The 12,930-nt window shown below is 40.9% G+C and carries 11 protein-coding genes; all 11 read right to left on the bottom strand.

The window, feature by feature from the left end; genetic code table 11:
- Positions 1-9 precede the first annotated feature (9 nt).
- Complete coding sequence (gene mobB / locus BN997_RS03825; protein ID WP_042529813.1) at positions 10-507, bottom strand: molybdopterin-guanine dinucleotide biosynthesis protein B; 498 nt, start codon at positions 505-507, stop codon at positions 10-12.
- Positions 508-741, bottom strand: a complete 234-nt coding sequence (gene moaD, locus BN997_RS03820) for a molybdopterin converting factor subunit 1 (RefSeq protein WP_042529811.1) — start codon at positions 739-741, stop codon at positions 508-510.
- Entirely contained in the window at positions 738-1,211 is a 474-nt protein-coding gene (locus tag BN997_RS03815) for a molybdenum cofactor biosynthesis protein MoaE (protein WP_042529809.1), read from the bottom strand. The genes moaD and BN997_RS03815 overlap by 4 nt, the downstream gene beginning before the upstream one ends.
- On the bottom strand, positions 1,204-2,517 hold the full coding sequence (glp, locus tag BN997_RS03810; RefSeq protein WP_042529807.1) for a molybdopterin molybdotransferase MoeA: 1,314 nt from the start codon (positions 2,515-2,517) through the stop codon (positions 1,204-1,206). Before glp ends, BN997_RS03815 begins: the two co-directional genes overlap by 8 nt.
- A 12-nt stretch (positions 2,518-2,529) precedes the next feature.
- Complete coding sequence (locus tag BN997_RS03805; protein ID WP_042535738.1) at positions 2,530-3,537, bottom strand: MoeB/ThiF family adenylyltransferase; 1,008 nt, start codon at positions 3,535-3,537, stop codon at positions 2,530-2,532.
- A 15-nt stretch (positions 3,538-3,552) separates the two neighbouring features.
- Positions 3,553-4,563, bottom strand: coding sequence for a GTP 3',8-cyclase MoaA (gene moaA / locus BN997_RS03800; protein ID WP_042529805.1), 1,011 nt, complete (start codon positions 4,561-4,563; stop codon positions 3,553-3,555).
- A 117-nt stretch (positions 4,564-4,680) separates the two neighbouring features.
- The gene (locus BN997_RS03795; protein WP_042529804.1) at positions 4,681-6,168 is read right to left on the bottom strand and encodes a tetratricopeptide repeat protein; all 1,488 of its coding nucleotides are present in this window, start codon (positions 6,166-6,168) and stop codon (positions 4,681-4,683) included.
- 134 nt (positions 6,169-6,302) lie between these two features.
- The gene (gene narI / locus BN997_RS03790; protein ID WP_042529802.1) at positions 6,303-6,998 is read right to left on the bottom strand and encodes a respiratory nitrate reductase subunit gamma; all 696 of its coding nucleotides are present in this window, start codon (positions 6,996-6,998) and stop codon (positions 6,303-6,305) included.
- Between the two features lie 11 nt (positions 6,999-7,009).
- Entirely contained in the window at positions 7,010-7,546 is a 537-nt protein-coding gene (narJ, locus tag BN997_RS03785; RefSeq protein ID WP_042529800.1) for a nitrate reductase molybdenum cofactor assembly chaperone, read from the bottom strand.
- 60 nt (positions 7,547-7,606) lie between these two features.
- Complete coding sequence (narH, locus tag BN997_RS03780) at positions 7,607-9,079, bottom strand: nitrate reductase subunit beta (protein ID WP_042529798.1); 1,473 nt, start codon at positions 9,077-9,079, stop codon at positions 7,607-7,609.
- Positions 9,069-12,752 (bottom strand): nitrate reductase subunit alpha, encoded by a 3,684-nt coding sequence (locus BN997_RS03775; protein ID WP_042529797.1) that lies wholly within the window; start codon positions 12,750-12,752, stop codon positions 9,069-9,071. The genes narH and BN997_RS03775 overlap by 11 nt, the downstream gene beginning before the upstream one ends.
- Positions 12,753-12,930 lie beyond the last annotated feature (178 nt).

The raw sequence follows: 12,930 nt of genomic DNA, 5'->3' as shown, positions 1-12,930 counted from the left end.
GTGCACTATTTATGCTTTCTTTTTTAACTGTTCCTCTAACCACTTACAAATTCCGTTATAATCATGTTGCTGAAAAACTGGAAATGGATAAGCATTTTTTTCAAGGGCTACTCGAGCGATGATAGCTTTTACGTTTTCCACTTTATCTAATAGTTCAAGATCTTTTTCATCGCTTATGAGTACCACCTTTGGAAAGGAGTATGCTTTAAATCCCTCTATAATCAATAAATTTATTTGCATCCATTCATAAATTTGAATCATTTCATCCAATGTCCAATTTTCCTTAGACAGCTGAAATACACCGTCTCCTTCCACTCCTGAAATAAGCGATCCTGCTTGTTTATGTTTTTCACTGTCTGTATCGGATATTCCCTCTGGAACACCGCCATGACCATGATGCTTTAAAGAGGCAGTACGGAATCCTTTTTTAGCTGCATGTTCGATTAATTTGCATGCAAGCGATGTTTTCCCGCTGTTTTTATACCCCACAACCTGAATAATATCCATTTACCCACCACTGACTGGCGGGATGAAAACAACAGTATCTCCAGATTTCACGATATCATCCTCCATTGCATATTCCTCGTTTACTGCCGTCATGACGTGATCGATTTCGAATAATCCAAATGCCGTTTTAAGCTGCTCTTTTAATGCTTTAATCGTTATGGAATCACATTCATACGCTAAACTATCTTTTCCCATTTTTTCCTGTAAGTCTGCAAAAAGTAAAATACGAATCATTTCTTCACATCCTTTACATCTGGACTTCCTTCCGGATAAGCAACCTTTTCTAATTGGTCTCCTACCCAGGTCTCTCCGTCCTCCCAATGTTCTTTTTTCCAAATAGGCACCATTTGTTTAATTCTTTCTATCGCATATTCATTTGCTTCATAGGCTGCCTTTCGATGTGGAGAGGAAACACAGATAACCACAGCGATATCTGAAATATCCAACTCGCCAATTCGATGTGTAATAGCAGCTTTTGAGTTTGGCCATTTCTTTTCAATCTCTGCTCCAATTTTTTGCAGCATTTTTACAGCCATCGGTTGATATGCCTGATATTTTAAATACATGGTACGTTTCCCGTTTGTCCACTCGCGCACAGTACCAATGAAAGTATTGATTGCTCCCGCTTCTCTGCGCTCTACTTTCTTGATGATTTCATTTACTTCTATCGGCTCCTCAACAATCTCGTATAATGAATCAACCATCGTTTCTCTGATCCTTTCTGGAATCGATATCCTTATCCAAAAATGGTTCCATCGTTATTCCTTCCTGATCTTCTAATAAAATGACGGATACATCCATTCCGGCTTCATAGCCTCTGGTCCCTCCCGGAAGCAGAATGAGAATATTGGCTTCCGCTAAAGAGGAAACAACATTTGACTTATCCAGCCCAACTGGTGTGGCGACTAAACAACCGTGCTGATAGCTTACATATCCTCTTACAAAACGATCAAATGGATTGGATTTCAGAAAATCCGCTCCAAGCTTTGCTGTTTCTTTCTTTAAAAATGGGTGGCTGCTATGCAAATATGTCCGGATAGCGGGCCGGGTATACAGTTCAAAACCGACATAGCATGCGGATGGGTTGCCGGATAGGCCGTATAATAATTTCCCGCCCTTTTCAGCTACTGTTGTCACACTGCCGGGTCTCATTTTGATTTTATTAAATAAAACATTGCACCCAAGCTTGGCATAAATAGCTGGTAAATAATCATAATCACCAACAGACACTCCGCCAGTAGTGATCAGCATATCCACCTTGACGATAGCATCCTTCACTTGGTTATAGCACATGTCAAAATCATCACTAAACTGTCCAAAGTACAGTGCTTCTCCACCTGCACGAGTAATTTGCGATTGAATCATATAGGCATTGCTGTTCCGAATTTTTCCCGGCTCCAGAGCTTCATCTACCTCTAATAATTCACTGCCAGTTGCAATCACTCCAATCTTAGGCCTTTTTGCGGCTGGTACTTTTTTATAACCAAATGTTGCAAGCAATGCTACAATTCCAGGTGTGATATAGGTTCCTTTTTGGGTAAGTATGCTTTCTTTTTGAGTGTCCTCCCCCATAAAGGAAATGTTGGTTCCTGCTTTGATATTTCTTTTTATCTGGATATATTTTTTTCCGTTTCTTTCTATCTCGTTTACCTCTTCAAGCATTACGACCGCATCACAGCCATTAGGAATCTGGGCCCCCGTCATAATCCGAACTGCTTCTCCTGCTGTTACCGGACGTTCAAAGACACTCCCTGCACCAATTTTTCCTGCTACCTCCAGTTCAACCGGATGATTACGGGATGTATGATCCGTATCTGCTGAACGTATCGCAAAACCATCATAGGGAGAACGGTCGAATGGCGGCACATGGTGGTCAGCAATTAAATCTTCTCCCAGAAAACGGCCATAGCTTTCTTCGATTGGAATGTATTCGACGCTTCCCGCCTTTGCAAAATGCATCGTACGTGTGATGGCTTCCTTTACGTTAATCGGTTTTCTTCTTTCTACCATAGTGATTCACCTTCATCCTGCTAGTTGATAATAAATGCTTTTGGCCTTTTCGATTGAATTCGTTCCATGAATCAGGGTTCTTCCATCTTGAAAGAAAACCAGACGATAGGACTCGTATTCCACGGATATTAAAAAATCATTGGCTTTTACAGCTCCCATTCTTTTTAACCGTTTCTTCAATATTTGAAAATCAGGCGCTTGGGTGGCTCTGATTTGAACGGTATTTCTGCCGCAGAGTACCTCTGATTTTGTACGGCATTGATAATTTAACGATGGATAGCTTGGATTCTCCCCGCATGAAGGACAAGTCTGTTTCTTCGCCCGCTCCACTTTCATGGTATGATACTGATTATTCCATAAATCAAAGCTGAGAAGGGACGTACGGAGAGCCGCTTGATCCTCTACTAGAATTTTCAACGCTTCTGTCGTTTGATGGGCGGCCACCATCTGTACAGCTGATGAAATAATTCCTGCAGAATCACAGGTTGCACCGTTGACAGGAATGGCATCGAGCAAACAACGGAGACAAGGAGATTCATTTGGAAAAATAGTGTAGCTCATTCCCGTACTGCCAACACAGGACCCAAATATCCATGGTATCGAAGCTTTCTGCAATAAATCATTTAGCATAAAACGGGTATCAAAATTATCTGTAGCATCCATAACTAAATCGATTCCTCGTAATAAGGGCTGTAAAGTGATTGCATCAGCATCCATCACATAGGCTCCTATCTCCACCTCTGAATTGATTTCATGTAATCTTGCTTTAGCTGCAACAGCTTTTGGGATTTGATTTTCCACATCCGCTTCCGTATAGAGCTGCTGCCTTTGAAGATTACTCCATTCCACATAATCCCGATCAACAAGTACCATCTGCCCGATGCCTGCCCGGGCCAGGTTTTCAGCATTTGCTGAACCAAGTGCCCCGCACCCAATAATCAGTACACGCTTCTCCGTGATTTTTCTTTGCCCCTCTTCCCCAATAGGCATAAATAACATTTGCCGGGAATATCGCTCCATCTCTATCACTGTCCTTTAACCGCCAATGTAAGACATTTCAATTTTACTTCTGTTTTTTGCAGATTCTTCAGTTCGTTCATCAGAATAGCGATCTGCCCGATGATTCCATATGTGTACAACTTCATCTTTGATTTCTTCATCACACATACCGGAACGCAGCATTTCTCTGAAATCAATACCTTTCTCCGCAAACAAACAGGTATACATTTTCCCATCTGCAGCAATCCTTGCCCTTGTACAAGTGGAACAGAAGGATTCTGACACGGAAGTGATAAATCCAACCTCTGCACTCGTGCCCCGGTAACGGTAGCGCTGGGCAACTTCACCGAGGTATGCCGGTTCCACAGGCTCCAGATCAAAATGTTGCCTTAGTTCCTCGAAGATTTGTTTCTTTGTGATGACCTTGCTAAAATCCCAGCCGTTTGACTGGCCGACATCCATAAATTCGATATATCTCAACGCAATTCCCTGCTCTTTAAAATAGGCGGCCATCGGAATGATTTCTTTATCATTCATTCCTTTTTTTACGACCATATTCACTTTCACTTCCAGACCTGCTTCTTTCGCTTTCCCGATTCCTTTTAGGACACGCTCCGGTTTGACCCCACTATCATTTATTGATTGAAATAATTCTTCATCTAATGCATCTAAACTGACATTGACACGCTGAAGACCGGCTTCTTTTAACCTCTCTGCCATATGTCCCAATAACGAACCATTTGTCGTTAAACCGATATCTTCTAACCCATCAATTTCTGTTAATTTTTTTATTAAATTGGGTAAATCTCTTCGTAAAAGAGGCTCTCCCCCAGTTAATCTTATTTTTCGAACACCCAAACCGACATAGATTTTGGCTATGCGTTCGATTTCCTCAAAGCTTAATAGCTGCTCTCTTGGCATAAAGACAAAATCCTTGCCAAAAATCTCTTTCGGCATACAATACGTACATCTAAAATTACAACGATCGATTACGGAAATCCGAAGATCCTTCAGCGGGCGGCCCAATTTATCTGTTATAACGGACACGTTGGCTCCCTCCTTTTATCTATCATAGGGCAAGTTTACATGATTCGACCGGGATAGGTTGTGAAAAACATCACTCACGTGTATATTTGTACATATTTATTTTTTCAATAGATGAAGCTATTGGTTCTTATTCGTCAGCTGTACAAATTTTTCTTCATATATTTTTCTTTTCTCTGGCTGGTCATTTCTGCTGTAGAAGTCAATGATACCGGCTAATGCTTCTTCCAGCAGTTCTTTATTAGGCGTTTTTTCGATTTGTTTAAACCCTTTTTCATAGCATTGTTCCGCTTTCTTTCGATTAGGTTCTTTCCTATTTTCATAACAGTATCCCAGCCGAATGAGAGTCAGGCCCTTTTCCTCTTTGCAATTGGAAATGTTATCGTAGGTGGCCAAGGCTTCTTCGTACAGTTCAAAAGCTTTTTCAATTTGATTTTGGTCGATATAGTTAAACCCAAGCGCTTGCAGTGTATTTCCATACGCCATCGAATTTTTACGGTCTTCCTTCTCCAAATTTTCTAAAAACGATGCAAAAACCGCTTCCGCTTTGTCATAGCTTTTCTCATCCGAATAAATTTTTCCTAATGCATATAGAAATTGCATACGAATTTTTGGAAAGGGATGAGATAACATTAATCCTTCTTCTAAATATTCTTTTGCCTGGCTAATTTTAAACGTCCGAATAGAGATGGTTCCAATTTTTGAATAAATATAGACAATCATAAAATGATTTTTCTCATAAATCTTTATTAACTGCCCCAGCGCTTGTTTATAATAATTGATTGCTCTAGGGAAGTTCCCCATATTTTCATCAATTTCAGCTAGCATCAACACAGCTTTAGCTATGTCTAAAGGAAATTCCTCTGGTAACGACGCAAGCGTTTTGATTGATTTCGTTATCACTTTTCTTGCTTCTTTTAAATCGATATAAAAGTTTATTTCACCAATTTTTAAGAGTTCTCTCGCTTCGGAAAGCTGATCTTTTTCCTTCTTATGAGTATTCCAGATTTGCTGATGCAGCTCCAGGGCTTCCGCATAATTTTCAATCTGCACCAATACATCAGATAATGTGTATTTAGCAGAAATTAGAACGGGGTGTGTTTCAGGCAGCGCCTCACTGTAATAATGCAATGCTTTCTCATACTGTTTCATACCGCTTTCTATATTTTCTTCATGTAAGGATACTTTGGCTAAACTGCTGTAAATCACACCATATGTGTACGCATCCTGATAATGATTTGTATCCAGAAGAGCCAATAATTTTGCAAGCTCTATTCTTCCATTGGACTCCTGGCCATATTCTATTTCTAAATGAGCATAATCCAGGTACGTATCAATAACCTCTTCTAAATAATCTTTCCCGATATTTTTGGAAAGGCGAATAGCACTGCGGCTGTACTCTCCAGATTTGTCGTAATTTTTCACTTTACGATAATACTTTCCCAAAACACTTCGGACAAAGAACTCCTCTGTTACGGAGAATTCTTTACCTCCCAGCCGACTTTCTAATACTTTGACCGATTCTTTCACTTCATCTAGCTTTCCATTAATAATGTCTTCCTTTAATTCTTGATAAACAGATAAAGGAAATTCCACATTTGTCGTCATAAACACTCACCACCTAAATTTATTATTGACTTTTTTGTAAGATGAGTAACTACGTCAAAGTTGTCAGGTTAATCCGACAACATGGTTAATCATATTCTCATTGATATAAATTAATAGTCAAAAAGAGAGCATGTTTAAAAGCTCTCTTTGGTTGTATTCCTTGGCACACGTTTTTTGTAAATAACATAGCTTCTGCGTAAATAGCGTAATGGGAAGCTAAAAGCGTGCACCAATCTGGTAAATGGCCAGATAACATATAATGCGAATGTACAGTAGATGTGTATCTTAAACCAAATTGGGACGGATTGCATCAGCTCTGGCTGCAGGTTAAAAATAAATAATCCTCTTAACCATGGCGCAATGGTTGTTCGATAATCAAAACCCTGAGCATCTACATTGAATGAAGTTGCTATCAAACCGGACAGGAGTGCTAAAAGAACAAAAATTAAAGCTGCCCAATCACCGGGAGAAGTGGTCGCTTTGATTCGTTTTACACTAATCCTTCGATAGGTTAACAGAAGGATTCCTGCAAATGCGGCGATACCAGCAGGCACTCCGAAACCGATGGCAATCATATGGTATTGATGCTCTGTAATCCCTAAGGCATTATAGAAGCCCACCGGAATAATCAAGCCAAGGACATGCCCGCCAAACACGAATAGGAGCCCCCAGTGAAATAAAAGCGAACCAACTCGTAGCTGTTTTTTCTCCAAAAATTCACTTGATTTGGTTGTCCAGCCGAATTGATCCTTTTGATAGCGATAAATATGTCCTAAAATAAAAATCGTTAGTACAATATAAGGAAATACGCCCCATAATAATAGGTCCATCTGTTTCCCTCCTAAATGGCGTCTTCTGTTACGACATGTAGTCCATGACTCTCCATCTGTATGAAAAGAGCCTCAAATAAGATATGATAAAAACTATTTTCCTTCTGTAATTTCTTTTGGATTTCAGCAATTGCTTTTCCATGCATATCTAGTATCTCATTGCTTGTTTCTACCGGGACATGGGCACAAAATTCTAATAGGATCGGTAAGTAATCTGGTAATTCCTTATCTGTTACCTCAAACCCATGTGCCTCATAATATTTTTTTAGTTTTAATAATTCCAGTCCTCTTTCCCGCTGTTCCCCTAATTTCAAATACGTTACATAAAGATTGGTTAACCTGCCGAAGTCAAAATGGTTAATATAATGCGCCACCCAGTCATCCAGCGACAAACGGTCAACCTCATGAATAAACTGCTGCAGATTTTCTTTGACACCATCTGTTGATAGTTCTTCTATCTCCTCACTTATTTCCGGCAAAAATTCTTTCATTTGTTGATTTGGATAGGTTAAAAGAAAAGAAATCAGTTGATAGATTGATGGATTCATCGTCTTCACTCCTTATTTGAAACCAGGATTGGCAAAGCCTTGTTTACCAATCCTATATTCTTATTGCAATACACCACAGCTTCCTGGTCCGCCTGCGAAGTCCAAACCGCATGCTCCCTGTTCTTCATAAAGGTCGGCAACTTCTTCTCTATGGCTTCTAGGAATAACAAATCGATCATCATATTTCGCAATCGCTAATAAACGATACATTTCTTTAATTGCTTTTTCTGTTAAGCCAAGTTCGGTAATCAAATCACTGTCAAAGTCCTTTCCAGTTTGCTCAGCCCGCATATAGCTGCGCATTACTGCCATTTTCTTAAGCACCTTACGAATATGACCGGTATCTCCAGCGGTTAACAAATTAGCAAGGTATTCGATGGGAATACGCATGTCATCAATTGCCGGGAAAATGTCCGCTGTATCTGCGGTACTCCCTTTGCCTTCAATCATGTTCATGACCGGGCTAAGCGGCGGTACATACCAAACCATCGGCATGGTTCTATATTCTGGATGCAATGGTAAGGCAATTTTCCAATCAATAATCATTTTGTACAGCGGTGATTTCTGTGCTGCTTCAATCCAATCCATTGGAATACCATCTTTTTTTGCTTGCTCAATTACTTCAGGATCATTTGGATCCTGGAAAATATCCAGTTGTGCATGGTATAAATCCTTTTCGTCTTCCACAGAAGCTGCTTCCAGTACTCGGTCCACGTCATACAGCATGATTCCGATATAACGGATCCGTCCGACACAAGTCTCTGAACAAATCGTCGGCTGGCCATTTTCAATTCTTGGATAACACATCGTGCATTTTTCTGCTTTATTGGTCTGCCAGTTAAAATACACTTTTTTATACGGACAGGAAGTCGTACAGTGTCTCCAAGCACGGCATGCATTTTGATCAACAAGCACGATGCCATCCTCATCTCGTTTGTACATCGCACCTGATGGACAAGAAGATACACATGGTGCATTAATGCAATGTTCGCAAATACGCGGGAGATACATCATAAATACTTCTTCAAATTCCGTTTTAATGGACTCTTCCATCTGCACCACGTTTGGGTCACGGAGTCCGGTAATATGACCTCCAGCCAGGTCATCCTCCCAGTTTGGTCCCCATTCCAAATCCATAAATTCTCCAGTGATTGCTGATTTTGCCCGGGCAACCGGCTGATGATTTTTTTCCGGACTGTTGGTCAACGTTTCATAATCATAGTTCCAAGGTTCATAATAATCATCCAGCTCTGGTTGGTGAGGGTTATAAAACAGGTTCATTAATCGGTTTGTTTTGGAGCCTGATTTTAAACGTAATTCACCCTTATGCAGCTCCCAGCCGCCTTTATATTTCTCCTGATCTTCCCATTGTTTTGGATAACCAATACCTGGTTTGGTCTCTACATTATTGAAGTACATATATTCAGCACCTGGGCGATTCGTCCATGTATTTTTACATGTCACACTGCATGTATGGCATCCAATACATTTATCCAAGTTCATGACCATCCCGACTTGCGCTTTAATCCTCAAGCCAATCCACCTCCTTCATTTTTCGTATAACCACATTTAAGTCACGCTGGTTTCCTGTTGGACCATAATAATTGAATCCGTAACTTAATTGACCATATCCGCCAATCATATGCGTTGGTTTTACATGGATTCTCGTTGGACTATTGTGCGTACCGCCGCGATTCTTTGTTAAGTTTGTCCCCGGCGTATGGATATGACGATCTTGCGCATGGTGCATAAATGCCATGGTTCTCGGAATCCGGTGAGAAACAACTGCTCTTCCAACGACAACACCATTACGGTTGAAGCATTCAATCCAATCATTGTCCTCCACATCAACCTCTGCTGCATCCTCGTTATTCAGCCAGATCGTCGGCCCTCCACGGAACAGCGTCAGCATCGGCTGAGCATCAAAGTACATACTATGAATAGACCATTTATTATGCGGCGTTAAATAATTTAACGTAATTTCCTTTCCTTCTACTTCCGGCCGTTTTGAGCTGAAAGGTTTTTGATTCAAAATTGGTTTAAATATCGCAAAGGATTCTCCAAATTCCTTCATTGTTTCGTGATCAACAAAGTAAGATTGACGACCGGTAATGGTTCTAAATGGAATCATTCGTTCAATATTCGTCGTAAAAGGAGAATATCTTCTTCCACCCTTTTCCGAGCCGCTGAATGCAGGAGAAGTAATAACCGTCTTCGGCTGAGCATTAATTTGTTCAAACGTAAATAACTCCTCTTCCCGCTCTTCCGCCAAATCCTTTAATTCGAGATTAGTTTTCTCTTCTAATGCTTCCCATGCTTTTACAGCGACCTTTCCATTGGTGGTAGAAGAAAGCATTAAAATGGCTTCACAAGCATCCTTCGCGTCGGTAATATCTGGATGACCATCAGCAATGGATCCATTATCAATTGTTCCAAAGGTATTTTTCGCCAGATTATATTCCTCTTTCATGGACCAGTTAATTCCTTTTTCTCCATAAGGCTTATTAACAATATTTGGTCCGAGCGATGTCATTTTATGATAAAGGTTTTTATAATCCCGTTCGACCACATGGATTTGCGGCATCGTCTTTCCGGGAATTGGATCGCATTCCCCTTTGGACCAATCCTTTATTTCTCCATAAGGCTGAGCCATTTCAGCTTTTGTATCATGATTTAACGGGGTAGCAACCACTTCCTTCATCGTATCCATATCGATTTCTTCCGCTAAATTGGAAACGCCTTTTGCCAATGATTTAAAAATATCCCAGTCTGATTTTGCTTCCCATGGAGAAGAAATAGCCGCATTGAACGGATGCACAAATGGGTGCATATCCGTACTGGATAAATCATATTTTTCATACCAGGTAGATGCCGGTAAAATAACATCGGAATACAAAGCGGTTCCTGCCATACGGAAATCCAAATTGATAAGAAGGTCTACTTTACCTTCTGGAGCTTCTTCGCGCCATTTTATTTCCTCGGGGCGAAGACTGTCTTCATCCGTATTGAGTACACCATGGGAAGCACCCAGTAAATGCTTCAAGAAATATTCATGGCCTTTTCCAGAACTGGAAATCAAGTTCGCTCTCCAGACAAATAAGTTTCTCGGAAAGTTTACGGGATTATCCGGGTCTTCAATCGCAAATTCCAAGTTTTTATCCTTTAATTGCTTAGCGACATAATTTCCAATTTGTTCCGATGTTTCATTTCCTGCTGCGTATGCTTCGTTGTATAAATCAATCCCATTTTTATTAAAGGTTGGGTACGACGGCAGCCAGCCTAAACGTGCTGCCAATACATTATAATCTGCCGGATGATCATATCTTGACTTATCAACCGTTGGACTTGCCAGCTCGTTAATCGATGTTTCTTCATAACGCCATTGGTCCGTTGCAAAATAGAAGAAAGAAGTACCATTTTGCAATCTTGCTGGTCCGCCCCAGTCTTTTGCTGATTGGACCGTTGTCCAGCCTTCTACAGGACGTAATTTTTCCTGGCCGACATAATGTGCCCAGCCGCCGCCATTGACTCCTTGTGCTCCAACCATCAGAACAAGGTTGACAACAGCTCTGTAAATCGTATCGGAATGGTACCAATGGTTGATTCCGGCTCCCATGATAATCATGGAACGTCCATTTGTATCAATGGCATTTTGAGCAAATTCACGAGCAATTTTAATTACTAAATTGCGGTCCACTCCGGTAATCTGTTCCTGCCATGCAGGTGAAAACGGCGCAATCTCATCGTAGGACGCAGCCGCCTCCCCTCCCAATCCGCGGTCGATTCCGTAGTTGGCAAGCATTAAATCATACACCGTTGCGATATATTCTGTCTCACCGTCTATCTCGATTTGCTTTACAGGTACGGTACGAGGAAGTACTTTCTTTGTCTCTGCATCAAAGTACGGCATATCTACAGAAACAACTTCATCTTCCCTGCCAAGAAAACTTAAAACCGGCTCAATTTTTTCGTTGGTTCTTTCATCAAATAGTTTTAAATTCCAGTTGCCTTTTTCGTCCCAACGAGATCCCATCGTGCCATGCGGGATGGAAAAATCCCCGGTAAGATCGTTGTACAACGCTGGTTTCCATTCATTGTTCTCTGATTCTATTCCAAGGTCTTTTGCATGTAAAAAGCGATTTGCTGTAAACCTTCCATTTTCCTTTTTCAAACGTACGGAAAATGGAAAATCCGTATATTGCTTCGCGTAGTCTTCAAAATAAGGCGTTTTATTTTTATCATAAAATTCATTTAAAATAACATGCCCCATTGCCATCGCAACTGCGCCATCCGTGCCTTGTTTTACCGACAGCCAGTCATCCGAGAATTTGGTGGATTCTGCATAATCCGGACTTACCGAGATGACCTTGGTACCTTTATACCTTGCTTCCACTAAAAAGTGTGCATCAGGTGTACGAGTTAACGGAACATTCGAACCCCAGGTAATAATATAGCTTGAATTAAACCAGTCAGAGCTTTCCGGCACATCTGTCTGATCTCCCCAAATCTGCGGGGATGCCGGCGGTAAGTCTGCATACCAATCATAGAAACTCAGCATTTGACCACCGAGAAGGTGCATGAAGCGGCTACCTGATGCATAACTGATCATGGACATGGCAGGAATCGGAGAAAATCCAACATTTCGATCCGGACCATATTTGATGGCAGTATATAAGCAGGAAGCTGCAACCAGTTTGTTTACCTCTCCCCAATCAGCACGGGCGAGGCCGCCTTTTCCTCTTGCTTGTTTATAGGATGCTGCCTTTTCCTTATCCTCTACAATGCTTTTCCAAGCTTCTAATGGATTTTCATGGGTTTGCAATGCTTCTCTCCATAGCGTAAGTAATTTTTTTCTTACATAAGGATATTTCACACGTAAAGGGCTATAAATGTACCACGAAAAACTGGCTCCTCTAGGGCAGCCGCGAGGTTCAAATTCTGGCATATCCGGGCCAGTTGTCGGATAATCCAACGCTTGCCCTTCCCATGTCACGATGCCGTCTTTTACATAGATGTTCCAGCTGCATGATCCCGTGCAGTTAACCCCATGGGTAGAACGAATAACGGTGTCATGCTGCCATCTTCTTCTATAAACATTTTCCCAATCACGGTTTCCTTCTTGCAGTTGACTATGGTTATTGGAATATTTCTCTTTCGGCTTTAAGTAATTCAATCTTTGCCAAAGCGGAGATGGTTTCTTCGCCATCTAAATCCCTCCTAATAGAATTGCTAATCAATCTATGACCTATTAAATCATTTCTTATTTCGGCTCGTTGTGAAAAACATCACACGTAGGACAGAAATTAAAATGGATTCAAACGGATAGCATATTGCTTGTTGTTGAGTGTTTGAAAAAGACTGCTATTACTGCCAAAAAGAAGTTC

It is taken from the genome of Oceanobacillus oncorhynchi (assembly GCF_000821065.1).
Classification (GTDB): domain Bacteria; phylum Bacillota; class Bacilli; order Bacillales; family Amphibacillaceae; genus Oceanobacillus; species Oceanobacillus oncorhynchi.
Note: the sequence above shows the minus strand (reverse complement) of the source record. Positions and strands in the feature narration are given on the sequence as shown.

What these genes read in the sequence shown, in the direction of transcription:
- mobB (WP_042529813.1), bottom strand. Translation starts at nt 507, where the DNA reads ATGGATATTATTCAGGTTGTGGGGTATAAAAACAGCGGGAAAACATCG.
- moaD (WP_042529811.1), bottom strand. Translation starts at nt 741, where the DNA reads ATGATTCGTATTTTACTTTTTGCAGACTTACAGGAAAAAATGGGAAAA.
- BN997_RS03815 (WP_042529809.1), bottom strand. Translation starts at nt 1,211, where the DNA reads ATGGTTGATTCATTATACGAGATTGTTGAGGAGCCGATAGAAGTAAAT.
- glp (WP_042529807.1), bottom strand. Translation starts at nt 2,517, where the DNA reads ATGGTAGAAAGAAGAAAACCGATTAACGTAAAGGAAGCCATCACACGT.
- BN997_RS03805 (WP_042535738.1), bottom strand. Translation starts at nt 3,537, where the DNA reads ATGGAGCGATATTCCCGGCAAATGTTATTTATGCCTATTGGGGAAGAG.
- BN997_RS03795 (WP_042529804.1), bottom strand. Translation starts at nt 6,168, where the DNA reads ATGACGACAAATGTGGAATTTCCTTTATCTGTTTATCAAGAATTAAAG.
- narI (WP_042529802.1), bottom strand. Translation starts at nt 6,998, where the DNA reads ATGGACCTATTATTATGGGGCGTATTTCCTTATATTGTACTAACGATT.
- narJ (WP_042529800.1), bottom strand. Translation starts at nt 7,546, where the DNA reads ATGAATCCATCAATCTATCAACTGATTTCTTTTCTTTTAACCTATCCA.
- BN997_RS03775 (WP_042529797.1), bottom strand. Translation starts at nt 12,752, where the DNA reads ATGGCGAAGAAACCATCTCCGCTTTGGCAAAGATTGAATTACTTAAAG.